The organism is Polaromonas sp. P1_F9 (genome assembly GCF_056405615.1).
In genome coordinates, this window is the sequence record NZ_JBFUBT010000004.1 from 719,413 (window position 1) to 736,937 (window position 17,525).

At 64.3% G+C, this 17,525-nt stretch carries 19 protein-coding genes; 3 read left to right on the top strand and 16 right to left on the bottom strand.

From position 1 onward, the window contains the following. The first annotated feature begins 21 nt into the window (after window positions 1-21). Window positions 22-483 carry a DUF2917 domain-containing protein gene (locus AC1DYR_RS14780; RefSeq protein ID WP_477705742.1) on the top strand — a complete coding sequence of 154 codons (462 nt, stop codon included), beginning with the start codon at window positions 22-24 and terminating at the stop codon, window positions 481-483. Window positions 484-648: 165 nt separating this feature from the next. Beyond that, the gene (locus AC1DYR_RS14785; protein WP_477705743.1) at window positions 649-2,010 is read left to right on the top strand and encodes an MBL fold metallo-hydrolase RNA specificity domain-containing protein; all 1,362 of its coding nucleotides are present in this window, start codon (window positions 649-651) and stop codon (window positions 2,008-2,010) included. Between the two features lie 31 nt (window positions 2,011-2,041). Here the strand turns inward: AC1DYR_RS14785 and AC1DYR_RS14790 are convergent, their stop codons facing one another. Together AC1DYR_RS14790 and hemN are read right to left on the bottom strand one after the other, a co-directional pair. Then, window positions 2,042-2,722, bottom strand: a complete 681-nt coding sequence (locus AC1DYR_RS14790; RefSeq protein WP_477705744.1) for a sulfite exporter TauE/SafE family protein — start codon at window positions 2,720-2,722, stop codon at window positions 2,042-2,044. Between the two features lie 14 nt (window positions 2,723-2,736). Further along, window positions 2,737-4,119: an oxygen-independent coproporphyrinogen III oxidase gene (gene hemN / locus AC1DYR_RS14795; RefSeq protein WP_477705745.1), complete on the bottom strand. Its 1,383-nt coding sequence runs from the start codon at window positions 4,117-4,119 to the stop codon at window positions 2,737-2,739. Window positions 4,120-4,325: 206 nt separating this feature from the next. On the opposite strand from hemN, the gene AC1DYR_RS14800 reads away from it, so the two are divergent. After that, a complete protein-coding gene (locus AC1DYR_RS14800; protein ID WP_477705746.1) occupies window positions 4,326-5,426 on the top strand; it encodes a fatty acid desaturase in 1,101 nt (366 codons plus the stop codon). 5 nt (window positions 5,427-5,431) lie between these two features. Here AC1DYR_RS14800 and AC1DYR_RS14805 read toward each other — a convergent pair whose 3' ends face one another. The 14 genes from AC1DYR_RS14805 to AC1DYR_RS14870 all read right to left on the bottom strand — a co-directional run bounded on the left by AC1DYR_RS14805 (window position 5,432) and on the right by AC1DYR_RS14870 (window position 17,415). After that, window positions 5,432-6,205 carry a helix-turn-helix domain-containing protein gene (locus AC1DYR_RS14805; protein ID WP_477705747.1) on the bottom strand — a complete coding sequence of 258 codons (774 nt, stop codon included), beginning with the start codon at window positions 6,203-6,205 and terminating at the stop codon, window positions 5,432-5,434. Beyond that, the gene (locus tag AC1DYR_RS14810; RefSeq protein ID WP_477705748.1) at window positions 6,196-6,666 is read right to left on the bottom strand and encodes a response regulator; all 471 of its coding nucleotides are present in this window, start codon (window positions 6,664-6,666) and stop codon (window positions 6,196-6,198) included. The genes AC1DYR_RS14805 and AC1DYR_RS14810 overlap by 10 nt, the downstream gene beginning before the upstream one ends. Before the next feature lie 111 nt (window positions 6,667-6,777). After that, a complete protein-coding gene (locus AC1DYR_RS14815; protein ID WP_477705749.1) occupies window positions 6,778-7,623 on the bottom strand; it encodes a universal stress protein in 846 nt (281 codons plus the stop codon). Window positions 7,624-7,769: 146 nt separating this feature from the next. Next, a complete protein-coding gene (locus tag AC1DYR_RS14820; RefSeq protein WP_477705750.1) occupies window positions 7,770-8,414 on the bottom strand; it encodes a response regulator in 645 nt (214 codons plus the stop codon). Beyond that, the gene (locus tag AC1DYR_RS14825) at window positions 8,411-9,685 is read right to left on the bottom strand and encodes a PAS domain-containing sensor histidine kinase (protein ID WP_477705751.1); all 1,275 of its coding nucleotides are present in this window, start codon (window positions 9,683-9,685) and stop codon (window positions 8,411-8,413) included. The genes AC1DYR_RS14820 and AC1DYR_RS14825 overlap by 4 nt, the downstream gene beginning before the upstream one ends. 27 nt (window positions 9,686-9,712) lie before the next feature. Beyond that, complete coding sequence (locus AC1DYR_RS14830; RefSeq protein WP_457281521.1) at window positions 9,713-9,964, bottom strand: hypothetical protein; 252 nt, start codon at window positions 9,962-9,964, stop codon at window positions 9,713-9,715. A gap of 27 nt (window positions 9,965-9,991) precedes the next feature. Then, window positions 9,992-10,249 (bottom strand): nitrogen fixation protein FixH, encoded by a 258-nt coding sequence (locus AC1DYR_RS14835; protein WP_477705752.1) that lies wholly within the window; start codon window positions 10,247-10,249, stop codon window positions 9,992-9,994. 10 nt (window positions 10,250-10,259) lie between these two features. Continuing rightward, the gene (ccoG, locus tag AC1DYR_RS14840) at window positions 10,260-11,687 is read right to left on the bottom strand and encodes a cytochrome c oxidase accessory protein CcoG (RefSeq protein WP_477705753.1); all 1,428 of its coding nucleotides are present in this window, start codon (window positions 11,685-11,687) and stop codon (window positions 10,260-10,262) included. A gap of 7 nt (window positions 11,688-11,694) precedes the next feature. After that, window positions 11,695-12,612 carry a cytochrome-c oxidase, cbb3-type subunit III gene (gene ccoP, locus AC1DYR_RS14845; RefSeq protein WP_477705754.1) on the bottom strand — a complete coding sequence of 306 codons (918 nt, stop codon included), beginning with the start codon at window positions 12,610-12,612 and terminating at the stop codon, window positions 11,695-11,697. Window positions 12,613-12,680: 68 nt separating this feature from the next. Next, entirely contained in the window at window positions 12,681-12,818 is a 138-nt protein-coding gene (locus AC1DYR_RS14850; RefSeq protein ID WP_477668804.1) for a cbb3-type cytochrome oxidase subunit 3, read from the bottom strand. A gap of 11 nt (window positions 12,819-12,829) precedes the next feature. Further along, a complete protein-coding gene (gene ccoO / locus AC1DYR_RS14855; protein ID WP_477705755.1) occupies window positions 12,830-13,459 on the bottom strand; it encodes a cytochrome-c oxidase, cbb3-type subunit II in 630 nt (209 codons plus the stop codon). A gap of 21 nt (window positions 13,460-13,480) precedes the next feature. After that, complete coding sequence (ccoN, locus tag AC1DYR_RS14860; protein ID WP_477705756.1) at window positions 13,481-14,914, bottom strand: cytochrome-c oxidase, cbb3-type subunit I; 1,434 nt, start codon at window positions 14,912-14,914, stop codon at window positions 13,481-13,483. A gap of 65 nt (window positions 14,915-14,979) precedes the next feature. Then, on the bottom strand, window positions 14,980-15,117 hold the full coding sequence (gene ccoS, locus AC1DYR_RS14865; RefSeq protein ID WP_431095040.1) for a cbb3-type cytochrome oxidase assembly protein CcoS: 138 nt from the start codon (window positions 15,115-15,117) through the stop codon (window positions 14,980-14,982). Further along, a complete protein-coding gene (locus tag AC1DYR_RS14870) occupies window positions 15,118-17,415 on the bottom strand; it encodes a heavy metal translocating P-type ATPase (protein WP_477705757.1) in 2,298 nt (765 codons plus the stop codon). It lies immediately after the preceding gene. Window positions 17,416-17,525: the final 110 nt, after the last annotated feature.

Sequence of the window (17,525 nt, forward strand, 5' to 3'; positions counted from 1 at the left end):
CCACATCCAAAGAGGCTGATGATGAATGCGAAATCAAACAACGCCGTATCGCTCAGCGGCATCCGGCGCCTGGTGCCCGGCCAGGCACTGCGTTTGCCGCGGCGCGGCGGCGAACTGACGGTGCTGCGCGGCCGGCTCTGGCTGACACGCCACAACGATCCCGGCGATCATTTCATCGAAGCCGGCCAGCGCGTGCGCCTTGGCGCCGATGACAACGCGATAATTGAGCCCGCAGGAACCGCGCAGGGCGTGAGTCTGCACTGGGAGCCTTGTCGACCTGGCTTCGTCCGTGCCTTGCTCGCCCGGCCCCTGAGCGGCACGGCCTTCCTGGCCTTTGTGGCGGCCCGCGGCTTCGCGGCGCTGGCCCTCAGCGCCGCGGCAGGCGCAAGACGCGCGCATGGCCATGGCGAGACCTGCGACCGCCATGCTGTATTCGTCACACTGGAAGGCGGCAGGAGGCGGGAGTCAGGCCGCTGCCTCTGAAAGAAAACAGCTTCAACTCCATGCATAGCGGGCGCAAGCAGCTATTAAATCAATAGCAAAATCCGCTTCGACTGGCTTCTGTCCGGGTTTCCCCGAGGCATTGCAACGTGCTGGATATTGCGCCACATCAAATACCCACATACCTTTTTCACCTACGCTGCAGACATGAAGATCCAATTCCTAGGTGCCACAGATACCGTCACCGGCTCCAAATACCTGGTCCGGTACGGGGAGTCCACGGTGCTGGTCGACTGCGGGCTGTTTCAGGGCTACAAGCAATTGCGGCTGCGCAACTGGTCGCCGTTGCCGGTGGATCCGGCTGGCATTGATGCCGTGATCCTGACGCATGCCCACATCGACCACAGCGGTTACCTGCCGCTGCTGGCGCGACAAGGGTTCAAAGGCAAGGTGTTCTGCACCCCGGCCACGGCCGACCTGTGCCGCATCCTGCTGCCCGACGCCGGCCACCTGCAGGAAGAAGAAGCTGAATACGCCAACCGCCACGGCTTTTCGAAGCACGCGCCGGCGCTGCCCCTGTACACACGCGAAGACGCGCTGCGCTGCCTCAAGCTGCTGCACCCGGTGCCCAGCGGCAAACACTGGAACCCGGCGCCGGGCTTGAACGCCAGCCTGACACCTTCGGGCCATATGGTGGGCTCGTCTTTTGTGCGGCTGGACAACGGCTCGCGCTCCATCCTGTTTTCGGGGGACATAGGCCGCCCCAACGACCTGGTGCTCAAGCCGCCTTCGCAGATGGACGGCGCCGACTACCTGGTGGTGGAATCCACTTATGGGAATCGTCTGCACAAGGACTCCGACCCTCTGCTGGCGCTGGGTCAGGTAATCAACCGCACAGCCGCGCGCGGCGGGGTGGTGGTGATCCCGGCTTTTGCAGTGGGGCGCGCGCAAAGCCTGCTGCACTGCGTTCAGGTGCTCAAGGCGCAAGGTGTCATACAACGCAACCTGCCGATCTACCTCAACAGCCCCATGGCGGCCAATGCCACGCAGGTGTACATGAAGCACAAGGCCGAACTGCGGCTGACAACCGCGGAGTGCGAAGCCATGGCACATACCGCCCACATCGTTGAGTCGCCGGAGGAGTCGCGCCTGCTCAATGCCAAACATGGTCCCATGGTCATCATCGCGGCCAGCGGCATGGCGACCGGCGGACGTGTGGTCCACCATCTCAAAGCCTTCGCGCCCGACAAGCGCAACACCATCGTGTTTGCCGGCTTCCAGCCCGGCGGCACGCGCGGCGCGCTCATCGCCGGCGGTGCGCCCTCGGTGCGCATCCACGGCCAGGACGTGCCGGTGCGCGCAGAAGTGGCGATGCTGGACGATCTGTCGGCCCATTCGGATGCGGTTGAAATCATGGGTTGGCTGCGCGGCTTCAAGTCGGCACCGAAACAGACTTTCATTACTCACGGCGAGCCCGCCGCTGCCGATGCCATGCGCCAGCGCATCGAACGCGAGCTGCACTGGCCATGCCACCTGCCTTGCTATCTGGAGTCGGTCTCTCTCAGCTGATGCAATTCGCAAGCCAGCGGCAAGGACAGCCTCAGGCCAGCCCGCACCACTGCGCGATGCGATGCGTCATGTCGCTCCACAAGCCGAACACGGCGGCCAGCATCAGCACACCGCCGGCCAGGCGCACGCCGAGTTGATCGCCCAGCCCGTTACCGGCGCGCCGCAGCGCGGCCAGCAGCCCGGGCGCCAGCAGCAGCGAGACACCGCTGCCCACGGCAAAAGCCGCCATGGCCAGCGCGCCTTGCAGCGACCCACCGCTGAGCGACGCCACCAGCAGCGCCGAATAAAGCAGGCTGCAGGGCATGAAGGCCCACAGCGCGCCCACCGAGAACATGCCGCCGCGCGATGCGGCCACGGCCCCCACTCGGGACCAGGCAGAGCGCCCTGCCCGGTCGGCCCAGGCCGGCTGACTGGCTTTCACCACCAGCATCAGGCCCCAGCCCAGCACGGCCAGGTGAAACAGCACCCATAGCGGCTTGACCACGGCGGCCTGCTCCGTGATCCAGGCAAAACTTTGCACTGCCGTCGCTGCAACCGCGCCCGCACTTGAATAGCCGACAAGCCGCCCGGCCTGAAAGACCAGCGGTGAATGCGCCTGCCGCTGCGGGCCCACGCGCCGGAGACCGCCACAGGCAGCGCCGCACATCACGGCGCAATGCGGTCCGCCGGCCAGCCCCATCAGCAAGGCCGTCATGGCGAGTGCGTAAGACATGGGCGGCGCCGCAATCAAATAATGCGCGAAAACCGGCTGCGGTTGAGGTCCGCCTGCAGGTACCGGTCAAACACCATGGCCACCGCGCGCAGCACAAACCGGCCTTCGGGCGTCACCTTGATGCCGGTGTCGGAAAGCACGGCCAGCCCGGCGTCCTCCAATTCGCGCAGGCGCTCCAGTTCCGCCGAAAAGTAGGTCTTGAAGTCCAGCATCCAGGCGAGCTCTATCGACTCGAACCACACCTGGCCCTGGCACATGATGGCCATGATCACCGCGCGGCGCGCCAGGTCGTCCCGGCTCAGCGCCAGGCCGCGCGTAACCGGAAAGCGTCCCTGGTCGAGCAGGTCGCAGTATTCCTCCATCGTTTTGGCGTTCTGGCTGTAGGTGGCGCCGACCGCGCCTATGGCCGACACGCCCAGGCCCACCAGGTCGCGGTCGGGCTGGGTACTGTAGCCCTGGAAGTTGCGGTGCAGCCGACCCTCGCGGCTGGCCACGGCCAGCGCGTCGTTCTCGAGCGCGAAGTGGTCCATGCCGATGTAGCGGTAACCCGCACCCTGCAAACGCTGCATAGCCTCGGCCAGCATGGCCGCCTTGTCCTCGGCCGCGGGCAGCAGCGCCGTTGGGATGTGCCGCTGCGGCTTGAAGCGCTCCGGCAAATGGGCATAGGCATACAGAGCAATGCGGTCCGGCCTGAGTTCCTCGACCTGGCGTATGGTGCGCGCGAAGGACGTCTGTGTCTGCCGCGGCAAGCCGTAGATCAGGTCCACATTGATGGATTCAAACCCGAGCGCGCGCGCCTGCGCGACCAGCGCGAACACCTGTTCGGCGGGTTGGACGCGGTGCACGGCTTTTTGCACGTCGGCGTCGAAATCCTGCACGCCGAAACTCAGGCGGTTAAAGCCCAGGGCAGCCAGCGCGGCCAGGCGCATGTTGTCCACAGTGCGTGGGTCTACCTCGATGGCCATTTCCGCACTGGCCGCGATGTCGAAGTTGCGTCTGAGCATGTCCATGAGCTGTGCGAGCTCCGCGTCGGACAAAAAAGTCGGCGTGCCTCCGCCCAGATGCAGCTGGCTAACGGGCTGCCCCTGCCCCAGGTGCGCCGTGTACAGGGCCACTTCGCGCTCAAGATAGCCCAGGTAGGCGGTGGCGCGGCTGTGCTGCTTGGTGATGATCTTGTTGCATGCGCAGTAGTAGCAAAGCGATTCGCAAAACGGGATGTGCACATACAGCGACAGCGGCGCCGCCGATGTCTCGGCCCGCACACGTCTGTCGTCCAGCGCGTGGCTATGGTCGACGGCGGTAAAGGCCTCGACAAAACGGTCCGCTGTGGGAAAGGAGGTATAGCGCGGCCCGGAGATGTCGAACCGTCGGAGGGCCTGGGGTAATACAGCGGGCATGGAATGTTCAGGGAATATGAAGCCTCCACTGTGCCGCCCCTCCGCCCCGGCTGCGTTGATGTGGATCAACGAGGGCGCAAGGTGGGGCTGCCGGACGCGTCTGCCCTGTTCTTGACCTGCGTCAAATCGCCGCGAAGGCCAGCCCGTAAGCTGGCGGCTTCCCCATTGCCCTGGGTGGACGGCCCCGGCTGCCAACCCTTCATCTCATGTCCCTGTCACAAGCAATCCAACAAAACCAAGCCACCGTCCTTCCGCACCGAAAAGTCCTGCGTTCGTGGCTTCTTTCCGTCTCGACCAAAAACACCGGCCTCGCATTGGCGTTGGCCCTGATGGACCTTGCCCTGTTCGCTGCATGCATGGCCGGAGCGGTGCTCGCGGACCACCCTGCCCTCCAGGTGCTCATGGCCCTGCTGGCGGGGTTCATGATCGCCAGGCTGTTTATCCTCGGCCACGATGCGTGCCACCAGAGCTTCACCCCACACCGCAAACTCAACCGCTGGCTGGGCCGCCTGCTTTTTCTGCCCTCGCTCACACCCTACAGCCTGTGGGACGTCGGGCACAACATCGTGCATCACGGCTACACCAACCTCAGCGGCTTTGATTTCGTCTGGCAGCCCGCGACTCTTGAGGCCTATGAACGCCTGCCCGCCTGGAGACAATGGCTGGAGCGCGTCTACCGCAGCGGCTGGGCGCCCTGGCTCTATTACCTCGTGGAAATCTGGTGGAAGCGGCTTTACTTCCCGTCCAAAGTCGTGATGCCTACACGGCGCGGCATTTTTGTCGCGGACAGCGTGCTGGTCACCGCCGCTGCCGCTGCCTGGATCGCGGGCCTGGTGGTCACGGCATGGTCTACCGGCCAGTCAACGCTCTGGCTTTTGGCTGTCGGCTTTTTCCTGCCGCTGTTGGTGTGGAACGGCCTTATAGGCTTTGTGGTCTACGTGCACCACACGCACACCCAGATCGCCTGGTACGACAACAAAAAGAGCTGGTCCGACGCAAACCCCTTTGTCTCCACCACTGTGCACCTGACCTTCAACTCGTTCTTTGGCGCAGCGCTGCACCACATCATGGAGCACACCGCCCACCATGTCGACATGGGCGTGCCGCTGTACCGCCTGAAGCAGGCCCAGGCCGTCCTGGAGGCCAGGCTGCCCGGCCATATCGTTGTACAGCCTTTTTCCTGGCACTGGTACTTTGACACGGCGCGCCGCTGCAAGCTTTATGACTTCGAGCGGCGGCAATGGACGGATTTCTGCGGCAATTCGAGCCCGGAAAAGATGGCCGGCACCGTTTCGCCGCCCCAGTGAATGCCTCAGTGAACGCGCGTGTCGAAAACGTGTTTGAGGGCCGCGTGGTCGAGAACGCGGATGTGGCGTTTGTCGACTTCAAGGATGCCTTGCTGCTGGAAGGCGGAAAAGGTGCGACTCACAGTCTCCAGTTTCATGCCCAGGTAGCTGCCGATTTCGGCGCGCGACATGCGCAGGTGAAACTCGCTGGCCGAGTAGCCGCGCAACTTGAGCCGCTGTGACAGGTTGAGCAGGAAGGCGGCCAGCCGCTCTTCGGCGTTCATGCTGCCCAGCAGCATCATCAGGCTGTGCTCCTTGACGATCTCCCGACTCATCAGCCGGCCGACGGCCTGCTGCATGTCGACACTGGTCGCGGCCAGGCCGCTGATCTGGTCGTAGGGAATGGTGCAGACTTCAGTGTCTTCGAGCGCGGTGGAGTTGCTGGCATACGCGCCGTTGGCAATACCGTCCAGCCCCATCAGCTCACCGGCCATCTGGAAGCCGCTGACCTGCTCACGGCCGTCCGCAAGCGTAAGGCTGGATTTGAAGGTGCCGATGCGCACCGCATAAATGTTGCGGAAAGCCTGGCCCTCATGGTAGAGCGTCTGCCCCGCCTTGACCTTGATCCGGCTGAAGTGGAGATCGTCCAGTCCCCCCACATCGGCGGGCTTCATGCCGCAGGGCAGGCAAATGTCGCGCAGATTGCAGTTCGAGCAGGGAGTCTTCAGCGGCAGGATGGCGGCGGAAGAAATGCCGCCGACGGATGAAGTGCCGCTGGTGGATGAACAGGCTACGGGCATGATGACTCCTTGGATTGGGAGGAAGAAGCAGATTGATTCACAAGCCGCGGCAGCGCAAGCATGGCCACGGCGTCGCCGAGCTGATAAAACTCGGCGTGTTTATCGAGAAAGCAGGCAGCACCCGCAGCCAGGTAGCGCGCACGGTAGGCGGCCTCGGCATGGTTGCTGAGGATAATGAAGGGAATGTCTTGCGTGGTTTTGAGGACGGACTGCAGCACCTGCATGCCCGTGCCCTTCTCGAATTGCACGTCGAGCACCACCACATCGGGTTGCGTCGCCAGGATGCCCGAGACCGCAGACTCCGGCGTATCGGCCTGACCCGCGACCACCACGCCCCGCGCGGTAAGCATTTCGGCAACGCTGCGGCGGCTCAGCGCAGAGTCGTCGGCCAGAAATACCCGGGTGGGTGAAGCGGTGTGTTGCATGCCCTTACTGTCGCGCAGGCGGCGCGGCAGGGACATCGTCTTTTACTGAAAGGCCAGCTCGGATAAAGCTGGTTCACCAGCGCAGGCGCTCCGAGGCAGGCTCGGAAATTTCCGAGTTTTCGCCGCTGGCGCGCCGCTGATGCACCACTAGTGCGCCATCAATACCGGCAGCGTCATGCTTTTAAGCACGGTCCGGGATGCGCCGCCCAATACCCATTCATAGGCGCGGGCGCGGCCATAGCAGCCCATCACCAGCAAGTCCGCCTGCAGGTCGAACGCGCGCGACAGCAGCAGGTCGCCCAGGTTCCCGGGTTCCGCGCCTTCCACATTTTCCCGGTGCCAGTTGGCCTGGACACCGTGGGTCTTCAGGTAGGAGACGATATTCGGACCTGCGCCCGTCGCCGCCACGGCATCGACGCCCCAACTCAGGACATGTACCGAGTTTGCGTTGCGCAGGATGGGCAGGGCCGCCGTCACCGCGCGTGCGGCTCCGCGGGTGGGCTTCCAGGCGATCACCACATTGCCCGGCAAACCCGGTTTTGCCGACGTGTAGGGCAGCACCAGTGCCGGCCGCCCGCTCAGGGCGATCACGGCCTCCGGAAAATCCGCCGGCATCAGTGTGGACCAGCCCTCGCCCGGGCCGTGCTGGCCCAGCACCAGCAGGTCGGCATAGAGCGCCTGCTCGGCAAAGGCCGACACCAGCGGGAATTCATGGACTTCAGCCCAGGCGGCCGACAGCCCCGCAGGCCGGAGTTGCTCGAACACCGAGCGCGCCCGCGCCAGTTCGGTGTCCTGCACGCTCTCCCGCCTCACGGCCAAGCCGGGGCCCATGCCGGAGGCGACGGGGAGCGCCTCCGAGGCTGAAGGCGATGCATACAGCGCCGTGATGGCGGCGCCATGCTGCGCGGCAAGCCGGCAGGAAAATTCAAGGCGTTGCGCGAATTGCGGCGAAGCATCGGCATGGACCAGCAGTTGTTTGAGTTCATTGCTCATGGAACATCTCCGCTGCAGAGTTTGGATACCCTGACTGTAGGAAGATACGCCCGGGGCCGTGTTGACTCTTGTCAACACATGGCGCTTTCCGCAGCAGACCGGCCTTAGAACCTGCTCACGGTCTAAACGGGGCCGTGAACAGGTTCTTAGGGGTCCAGCGGCTCGGTCAGTCCATGTTTGAGCGCATAGCGGATCAGCTCGCTCTGATTTTGCAAGCCCATTTTTTGCATAAGATTGGTCTTGTGGGTGCTGACAGTCTTGACCGACAGGTTCAGCTTCGTCCCGATGTCCGTCAGGGAAACGCCGGCCACCAGCAATTGCAGCACTTCAAACTCACGATTGGAAAGGCTTTCGTGCGGAACCGCCTGGCTGCCGGGCATTGCGCCCAGCGCGAGTTGCTCGGCGACCTCGGCGCTGATGAAGGCGCCGCCCGAAGCGACCTTGCGTATCGCCAGCTCCAGCTGGTCCGGCGCGCTCTCTTTGGTCAGATAGCCGCTGGCGCCGTTCTTGATGGCGCGCACGGCGTACTGCAGCTCCTGGTGCATGCTCAGGACCAGGACGCGCAGTTGCGGCTTTTCGCCGCGAATCAGCTTGATGAGCTCCATGCCGCTGCGCCCCGGCATGGAGAGGTCCAGCACCAGTACGTCAAAGGCCAGTTCGCGCACGCGCTGCATGACTTCCGTTCCGTTGCCAGCCTCCCCGGCGACCTCCATGTCCTCGATGGAGGACACGATGCGCTTGAGCCCCTCCCGCACGATGGAATGGTCGTCGGCAATCACAATCCTGATCACGTGATGTCTCCTGTTTCGGGCACCGGGATGCTGACCCGTATGCGGGTGCCCTGGCCCGGCGCGGTGTCTATGTCCACCGTCCCCTGCAGTAGGCGGGCCCGCTCGTGCAGGCCCATCAGGCCCAGCGAACTGGGCTTGCGCGGCGCGTCCAGGGCGAATCCGGCACCGTCGTCGACCACTTCGAGAACCACGGCCGCGGCCGTCCGCTCGATGCGCACTTCGGCCTGGGACGCACCGGCATGCTTGGCCACGTTCACCAGCGACTCCTGCACGATGCGGAACACCGCCGTGGCATAGGGTTCTGCAAGCTCCACTTCTTCATCGAGCGAGAGCCGGCACGGCACGCCGTAGCGCTGGGTGAAGTTGTGGGTCAGCCACTGGATGGCCGGCACCAGGCCCAGGTCGTCCAGCAGCAGCGGCCGCAGGTCCGACGCGATGCGGCGCGTGGCGGCGACCGTGGTGTCCAGCAAGCCGAGCATGTCGTCGAGTTTGGCCCGTACGGCGCTCGCACCCAAGGGCAAGGCTTCCCGGATCCAGGTCGCGTCCATCTTGATCGCCGTCAGCGACTGCGCGAGTTCGTCATGCAGCTCGCGCGCGATCCGTGTTTTCTCGCTCTCGCGGATGGCGTGGGCCGCCGAGGCGAAGGCGCTCAGTTCCTCGCTGGCACGCACCCGCTCAGTCACGTCGCGCAGGATCACGGTGTAAAGCTTGCCGTGCGCGGTATCGAGCTGCGAAATCGAGGCCTCCAGCGGGAACTCCTCGCCGCTGGCCCTGAGCCCGTAGAGCACAGTGCCATCCCCCATGCGCCGCGAGGTCGTGCCGGTCTGGCCGAAACGCCTGAGTTGCTCGCCGTGCGCACCCTGGTGCCGCCGCGGGATCAGGCGCGTGAGCGGCTGGCCCAGCATCTCGTGCGTGGGCCAGCCGAAGATCTTTTCGGCGGCCTTGTTATAGAGAATCACATGCTGCTCGCTGTCCACGGTGATGATGGCGTCCATGGCCGAATCCAGCAGGCCGGCCAGCCTCGCGTCCGCGCCCTCCAGCGCTTGCTTGCCGATACGGTCTCGCGCCGCGTCACGTCCGGCCAGCAGCCAGGCGATGCCGCAAGTGGCGGCGGCCAGCGCCGTAACCAGCGGCAGGCCCGGCAGCGACTGTGGGCTGGACGCCAGATGGACGGTTGCCAGCAGCGTCAGGGTTGCCATCACGGCCAGTGCGATGGCCATGGAGCGCCGGCGCTTGGGCACCGCGTCACCGACATGGGGGAACAAGGACATGGGCAGCTTCGGGAGTGGAACCCGATCTTACCGCCCGGCCCTTTCTGCGGAAGCCGGCACAGGCCCCATCAGCAGCACCGTCAAGGCGCTGGAGGCCGCGCAGGCAAGCCAGAATACAAAAAAGGCGGCGGTCTGCAGCGCCAGCCGGGACAGCCCCGCGGGTTGCCCGTAACGCAGCATTTCCTCAGGGTCGAACAGTCCGAAGAGCAGCAGTTCCAGCAGGCAGGCCGACAGAAAGGCCGGCCAGGCGATGCCCAGTATCTTGTTGGCTGAAATCATGGCGTCTCCTCTTTGTGTTGCAGGCGATCAGGGACGAGGTGTTTTTTCGGGTGTGGCCGCGTGGTTGCGCCCTTCCAGGGCCGGCGCCAGCGCCCTGGGCTGATGCAGCGCATTGGTCCGCGAGGCCCGCGCCGGCTCCTGTCCGCCTATCACGGCATCCGGGTACTTGACGGCCAGGAAGGCTGTCACCACGCCTGCCACGACCACGGCGGCGGGCCCTGAAATCACCAGCCAGACATGGCCGTGCTTCCACCAGGGGGAGGCTTGGGTGGGAATGGTATTCATGAGAGGCCTTTCATCGCGGAACCAGGAACACGGATTTTTCTTCGATGTGGACATGCCCGCTTTCGTCGCCTATCCGGAACACGATGGGGTGCGAGCCGGCCTGCGCCGAGCCGTAGGGAATTTGCAACCGCACTGCGACCCAGCGGGATTCAGTGGGTCCCACGCTGACTTCAGCCTCTGAGGCGACCATCAGGCCCTCCAGTCCGGCGGCCGCAATCGTGTAGCGCTGCGGCTGCTCGGTGGCGTTCATGATCTGCAGCCGGTAAACATTTTCCAGCCGCCCGCCCGCCACGATGCGCGAAAGCGCGGCGCGGTCCCGCACGACGTCGACCTTCAATGGCATGCGCGCCACCAGGCTCCAGAGAAGTGTCAGGCACAGTACGCCGAGCAGCGCCGTATAGACCAGTACGCGCGGGCGCAGCACTTGCCGCAGCATGCGTGAAGCACCCCATTTTCCGGCGAGCGCGTTCTGGGTCGTGAAGCGGATCAAACCCCGCGCATAACCCATTTTGTCCATCACGCCGTCGCACACGTCCACACAGGCGGCGCAGCCTATGCACTCGTACTGCAGGCCCTCGCGGATGTCTATGCCCGTCGGGCAAACCTGTACGCACAGGGTGCAATCGACGCATGCGCCCAAGGACAATGCCGCGGCGTCGGCGTGGCGCGACCTGGCGCCGCGCGGTTCACCCCGCGCGGGGTCGTAACTCACGATCAGCGTGTCCTTGTCGAACATCGCGCTCTGGAAGCGCGCATAGGGGCACATGTATTTGCACACCTGCTCGCGCAAGAAACCGGCATTGCCGTATGTGGCGAAACCGTAAAACAAGACCCAGAAGATTTCCCATCCACCCATTTTGGTCTGCAGGAACTGAAGGATCAGCTCGCGGGCCGGCACGAAATAGGCGACAAAGGTAAAGCCGGTCCACATTGCCACGCCTATCCAGAGGATGTGCTTGAACCATTTCTTGACCAGCTTTTCCAGCGAGAATGGCGCACCGTCCAGCCGCAGCCTGGCGGTGCGGTCACCTTCCACCTTGCGCTCTATCCAGAGGAAGATTTCGGTATACACCGTCTGCGGGCAGGCAAAGCCGCACCACAGGCGACCCGCCACCGCCGTGAACAGGAACAGCGACAAGGCGCTGGCGACCAGCAGGCCGGTCAGGTAGATGAAGTCCTGCGGGTACAGCACATAACCGAAGAGATAAAAGCGCCGCGCCTCCAGGTCGAACAGCACGGCCTGGCGCTGGCCCCACTGCAGCCAGGGCAGGCCGTAGAAAAACAGCTGGGTCAGAACCACAAAGGCCCAGCGCCAGCGCGCGAAAAGCCCGCTAACGGAACGGGGGTAGATCTTCTTTTGCGCCTCGTACAACGACTCCCCTGCCGGTTCCGCCGCCGGCACGATGGGAATGATTTTTCGCAAGGGCAGCTGGGTCACTGTCGCCTCAAAGCTTTGCCGCGGCGGCTTTGTTGGATAGCCCCCAGATGTAGGCTGTCAACACATGGATCTGCGCTTCCGTGAGCTTGCCGGCTTGCGCAGGCATCTCGTTGGTTTTGCCTTTGTTAACAATGTCAACAATGGCCTGCTCTCCCCAGCCGTGCAGCCAGATGTCGTCGGCCAGGTTGGGCGCGCCTATCGCGGTATTGCCCTTGCCGTCCATGCCGTGGCAGGCCGCGCAGGCGGTGAATTTGGATTTGCCGAGCTGCGCGCGCAGTGAATCGTGGGGACCACCGGAAAGGCTCAGCACGTAATTCGCCACGTTCTTGACATCATCAGGCGTTCCTACAGCGGCCGCCATGGGCGGCATCTGACCCTTGCGACCCAAGGTCAAGGTTTCCCTGATTTTTTCGGTTGAACCGCCGTGCAGCCAGTCGTTGTCGGCGAGGTTGGGAAAGCCCTTGCTGCCGCGCGCGTCCGAGCCGTGGCACTGGGCGCAGTTGTTCATGAAGAGGCGTTCGCCCACTGCCATGGCATGGGCATCACCCGCGAGTTCGTCCGCGCTTTTGGCAGTGAAGCCGGCATACAGCGGCGCAAGTTCCTTGTTTGCGTTTTCCATCGCGGTGTTGTATTCGCCACGCGTGCTCCAGCCCATTTCGCCCGGGTAAGCACCAAGGCCCGGGTAGGCGACCAGGTAGAGCAAGGAATAGATCACGCTGATCACGAACAGCCACATCCACCAGCGCGGCATCGGGTTGTTGGACTCGCGCAGGTCTTCATCCCAGACGTGGCCCGTCGTGTTGTCGCTGCGCTCGGGCATCTTTTTGCGGGCCGTGGCCCACAGCAGGACCAAGGCGCCGAGGATGCCGACCAGGGTCAGCGCGGCCACATACCAGGACCAGAAGTTGTCAGTGAAATCGCTCATACGTCACACCTGATGAGTTGTGCGGTAAAGAAAAAACCGGTGAAGAGGGTTTGCATGGCGCGGTTCCCCTAGTCCTGCAGGAAGGGGATCTTTGCGTCCTCTTCAAAGCGTTTGTGGTTGCGGCTGGAATAGGCCCACACCAGCAAGCCGACGAAGGTGGCAAAACACAGCAGGGTTGCGATGATGCGCAGCGTGTTGACGTCCATGGTGCTCTCCTTTACTTCAGGGCCTTGCCCATAACTTGCAGATAGGCCACCAGGGCATCCATTTCCGTCTTGCCCTTCACCACACCAGCGGCCTCGGCGATTTCGGCGTCGGTGTAAGGCACCCCCACCCTGCGCAGTGCTGTCATGCGGGGCGCCATGTCGGTGGGGTCGACGGGTTTCTTCTCCAGCCAGCTATAGGCCGGCATGTTGGATTCAGGGACCAGGTCGCGCGGATTGTTCAGGTGGATACGGTGCCATTCGTCGGTGTACTTGCCGCCCACGCGGTGCAGGTCGGGCCCGGTGCGCTTGCTGCCCCACTGGAAGGGATGGTCGTAGACAAATTCCCCGGCCACCGAATAGTGGCCGTAGCGCAGCGTCTCTGCGCGAAACGGGCGAATCATCTGCGAGTGGCAGTTGTAGCAACCTTCCCTCAGGTAGATGTCGCGGCCGGCTAGTTGCAACGCGCCATAGGGCTTGACGCCTTCGAGCGGCGCGGTGGTCGACTTCTGGAAGAACAGCGGCACGATTTCCACCAGGCCGCCGACGGCGATCACCAGCAGGATCAGGATGATCATCAGGAAGTTGTTGGTTTCGATCTTCTCGTGCGAGAAGCCGGTCGCAGAGGGAGTTTCGTCTTTCATGGGATGTACTTTCTTCTCTTGTTATGCGTGGGCGAGTGCGGGCACCAGCACCCGGACGGGGCGACCCTTGGCCACCGTCATGCAGACGTTCCAGGCCATCAGCAGCATGCCGCCCAGGTACAGCAGCCCGCCGAAGAAGCGCACCACATAGAAGGGATAGGTGGCCTTGACCGCTTCGACAAAGGTGTAGGTCAGGGTTCCGTCGGCGTTGACTGCGCGCCACATCAAGCCCTGCATCACGCCGGCGATCCACATGGCGGCGATGTACAGCACGATGCCCACGGTGGCGGTCCAGAAATGCACCTCGATGGCGCGCATCGAATACATCTGCTTTTGCCCGAACAGGCGGGGGATCAGGTAATACAGCGTGCCCATGGAAATCAGCCCTACCCAGCCCAGCGCGCCCGAATGCACGTGGCCCACGGTCCAGTCCGTGTAGTGCGAGAGCGCATTGACGGTCTTGATGGACATCAGCGGGCCCTCGAAGGTGCTCATGCCGTAGAAGGACAGCGACACGATCAGGAAGCGCAGGATGGGGTCGTCGCGCAGCTTGTGCCAGGCGCCGGACAGCGTCATCACGCCGTTGATCATCCCGCCCCAACTGGGCGCCAGCAGGATCAGCGAGAACACCATGCCCACCGATTGCGTCCAGTCAGGCAAGGCCGTGTAGTGCAGGTGATGCGGGCCCGCCCACATATACGTGAAGATCAGCGCCCAGAAGTGGACGATGGACAGGCGGTAGCTGTAGACCGGCCGCTCAGCCTGCTTCGGGATGAAGTAATACATCATCCCCAGGAAGCCCGCCGTGAGAAAGAAGCCGACGGCGTTGTGGCCGTACCACCACTGCACCATGGCGTCCTGCACACCCGCATAAGCGGAATAGGATTTCATCCAGCCGGCCGGAATCTCCGCGCTGTTGACCACATGCAGCACCGCCACCGCCAGGATGAACGCGCCGTAAAACCAGTTGGCCACGTAGATGTGCCTGACCTTGCGGATTCCCAATGTGCCGAAAAAGACGATGGCATAGGACACCCAGACCAGGGTGATCAGAATGTCGATAGGCCATTCAAGTTCGGCGTATTCCTTGCCGGTGGTGTAGCCCAGCGGCAGGCTGATCGCGGCACCCAGGATGACCAGCTGCCAGCCCCAGAAGGTAAAGGCTGCCAGCCGCGGTGCAAACAGCGGCACGCTGCTGGTGCGCTGGACCACGTAGTAGCTGCTGCCAATCAACGCACAGCCGCCGAAGGCGAAGATGACGGCATTGGTGTGCAGCGGCCTGAGCCGGCCGTAGCTGAGCCAAGGAATGCCGAAGTTCAGTTCAGGCCATGCCAGCTGGGCGGCGATGAAAAGGCCCACTGCCATGCCGACCACGCCCCAGAGCACAGCTGCCAGTGAAAACTGGCGAACCACCGTGTCGTGATAGGCGATCCTTTGCGTCGTTTCTTCGTTCATGAAGCACCTTTTGTCTTGATGCTTCAAAGTGTCGACGCGGCGGGCAGCGCGCCATTTGATACAAGTCAATCAGTGTGAAGAATGCGCTCGGCTTCCTGCTCAAGCGCTTCAAACTGCCCGCGCCATACTGCCCAGCCCAGCGCGCCGATGATAAGCAACGCCAGTACTACGGACAGCGGAATCAGTAAAAAAAGGATGTCCATTCAGTGTTCCGACACGCCGCGCGCCAGCCTCGCGGAATTGACGACCACCAGCAAGGAGCTCGCCGCCATGCCGAAGCCGGCCAGCCAGATCGGCATGTAGCCCAGGATGGCCAGCGGTACGCAGACCACGTTGTAAACCGCTGCCCACAACAGGTTCTGCCGCACTACCGCCCGGGTGCGCCGCGCCTGCGCGACAAGGGCTGGCACCGTGAGCAGCCGGTTGCCGGTCATGATGAAATCCGCCCTGGCCTGGGCCACCGGCACGGCCTCGCCCATGGCGACGGACACATCAGCCACGGCCAGCACCGGCCCGTCGTTCATGCCGTCGCCCACCATCATGACGCGATGGCCCTCGCGCTGAAGGCGGCGCACATGTTCCAGTTTGACCTCCGGCGTGCATTCGCCAAAGCACCATTCGATGCCGGCCCGGCGCGCAAGGTGAGCCACGGCCTGGCCAGTATCGCCCGAAAGCAGTTGCACGCGGACACCGAGTTTGAGCAAGTCGCCCACGGCCTGGGCCGCGTCGGGCCGCATCGCTTCGTCAAGCTCGAAACCCGCGAGGTAATGGTCACCGTCGGACAGGTGGGCCTGCAGCACCGGCACATCACGGCCCGGTACAGGCACGCGGCAAAAAAAGGCCGCCCCCAGGTAGAGGTAGTGTGGCTCGCTGCCATCCAACCGGGCGACCTTACCGCGCAGGCCGCGACCTGTGATCTCCTCCACTTCGCTGGCCACCCAATCCGTCGCGGGAAAGCGGGCAGCGATGGCGCGTGAGACCGGATGCAACGAGTGCATGGCCAGAGCGCCCGCCCAGTCACAAGCCTCGTCGCGGTTCACACCGCTAGGCACATGGGCCATGACGACCTGCATGCGGTCTTCTGTCAACGTGCCGGTCTTGTCGAAGATCACGGTGTCGATGGCAGCGCAGCTTTCCAGCGCCTGCAGCTTGCGCACCAGCACGCCACGCCGTGCCAACGCGCCCGCGCCGGCCAGCATGGCCGCCGGCGTGGCCAGCGACAAGGCACAAGGGCAGGTCACGATGAGCACCGCAACCGCAACCGCCATCGCATGCGCCTGACCAAAAGGCCACCACCACACGGCTGCGAAGGCGCTCGCCAGCAGCACGACCACCAGGAAAGGGCTGGCGATGCGGTCCACCAACTGCACCAGGCCGGGTTTTTCGACCGAGGCCTGCTCCATCAGGGCGACGATTTCGGCGTAACGGGTTTGCAGCCCCACCCGCTCAACGCGCACCAGCAACACCCCCGTGAGGTTATGGCTACCGGCGATGACGCCGTCGCCCACCCGCCGCAGCAAGGGTTTGGATTCGCCAGTCAGCAGCGACTGGTCAACGCGGCTCTCGCCACCCTCCACCGCCCCGTCAGCGGGAAAGGCCTGGCCCGGCAGCACGCGAACCAGGTCGCCCGGCAAGAGGCGGCGCACGGCCACCGCGCGGAAACTGCCATCAGCCTCCCGCCGCTCCACGCTGTCCGGAAGGCGCCGCATGAGCGCCTCCAGCGCCCCGGCGGTGCGGTCGCGCAGGCGTTGCTCCAGCAGGCGGCCCGAGAGCAGGAAAAACACAAACATGGGCACCGAGTCGTAGGAGGCATGCTCGCCCCAGGCGCTGGCCGGGTCAAAGGTCGCGGCCGTGCTGGCCCCGAAGGCGATCAGCACGCCCAGCGCCACCGGTACGTCCATGCCTATGCGCAGGTTCCGCAGGTCGCGCAGCGCCGCCGAGAAAAAAGGCCAGCAGGAAAACAGCAACACCGGCAAGGTCAGCACCCAAGAGGCCCAGCCCAGGAGCGCCTGGATGTCGGGCGTGATCTCGCCGGGCCTCGCCAGGTAGGCCGGCGCCGCGTACATCATGACCTGCATCATGCAAAAGCCGGCCACCAGCCAGCGCCACAGCATCACGCGTTGGGCTCGCAGCCGGTTTCCGGCCAGCAGCAGGTCGCCGGCCGGCAAGGCGCCGTAGCCGGCCTGGCGCAGCGCGGCCATCCAGACCGAGGGCCGCGTGGCCTGCGGATGCCACTGAAGCCGCGCCGTGGCGGTGACGCCGTTGACCTGAACCGCGTCCACGCCGGGCAGCTTGCGCAACACCGCCTCGACCGTGAGCGCGCAGGCCGCGCAGTGCATGCCTTCCAGCGCCAGGCAGGACTCCCACCAGCCCTCGCGCCCCTCCACCGGCCGGCTGAAGCCCTCCCACTCGGCCGGCTCGTCCAGCGCGGCCCACGCGGCGGCGCGGCTGGCCTCGGCGGGGGGGAAACCGGCGGGGACCGGGACGGTAGCGGTTTGCATTACGCAAGCGTAGCCGCGCGGAGTGCCGCGCCCTTGACATGGATCAAGCCCGGGCCGCTGCGGCGCGCTATCGTCAGGTCCAGGACAAACAGGCGGGGGATGATCTTAAG

Coding starts and splice junctions, on each gene's coding strand:
- AC1DYR_RS14850 (WP_477668804.1), bottom strand. CDS start 12,818: ATGGACGTCAACACGCTGCGCATCATCGCAACCCTGCTGTGTTTTGCC.
- AC1DYR_RS14870 (WP_477705757.1), bottom strand. CDS start 17,415: ATGCAAACCGCTACCGTCCCGGTCCCCGCCGGTTTCCCCCCCGCCGAG.
- AC1DYR_RS14835 (WP_477705752.1), bottom strand. CDS start 10,249: ATGAATACCATTCCCACCCAAGCCTCCCCCTGGTGGAAGCACGGCCAT.
- ccoS (WP_431095040.1), bottom strand. CDS start 15,117: ATGGACATCCTTTTTTTACTGATTCCGCTGTCCGTAGTACTGGCGTTG.
- AC1DYR_RS14780 (WP_477705742.1), top strand. CDS start 22: ATGAATGCGAAATCAAACAACGCCGTATCGCTCAGCGGCATCCGGCGC.
- AC1DYR_RS14815 (WP_477705749.1), bottom strand. CDS start 7,623: ATGAGCAATGAACTCAAACAACTGCTGGTCCATGCCGATGCTTCGCCG.
- AC1DYR_RS14810 (WP_477705748.1), bottom strand. CDS start 6,666: ATGTCCCTGCCGCGCCGCCTGCGCGACAGTAAGGGCATGCAACACACC.
- AC1DYR_RS14825 (WP_477705751.1), bottom strand. CDS start 9,685: ATGTCCTTGTTCCCCCATGTCGGTGACGCGGTGCCCAAGCGCCGGCGC.
- AC1DYR_RS14785 (WP_477705743.1), top strand. CDS start 649: ATGAAGATCCAATTCCTAGGTGCCACAGATACCGTCACCGGCTCCAAA.
- hemN (WP_477705745.1), bottom strand. CDS start 4,119: ATGCCCGCTGTATTACCCCAGGCCCTCCGACGGTTCGACATCTCCGGG.
- AC1DYR_RS14830 (WP_457281521.1), bottom strand. CDS start 9,964: ATGATTTCAGCCAACAAGATACTGGGCATCGCCTGGCCGGCCTTTCTG.
- AC1DYR_RS14790 (WP_477705744.1), bottom strand. CDS start 2,722: ATGTCTTACGCACTCGCCATGACGGCCTTGCTGATGGGGCTGGCCGGC.
- ccoO (WP_477705755.1), bottom strand. CDS start 13,459: ATGAAAGACGAAACTCCCTCTGCGACCGGCTTCTCGCACGAGAAGATC.
- AC1DYR_RS14800 (WP_477705746.1), top strand. CDS start 4,326: ATGTCCCTGTCACAAGCAATCCAACAAAACCAAGCCACCGTCCTTCCG.
- ccoN (WP_477705756.1), bottom strand. CDS start 14,914: ATGAACGAAGAAACGACGCAAAGGATCGCCTATCACGACACGGTGGTT.
- AC1DYR_RS14805 (WP_477705747.1), bottom strand. CDS start 6,205: ATGCCCGTAGCCTGTTCATCCACCAGCGGCACTTCATCCGTCGGCGGC.
- ccoP (WP_477705754.1), bottom strand. CDS start 12,612: ATGAGCGATTTCACTGACAACTTCTGGTCCTGGTATGTGGCCGCGCTG.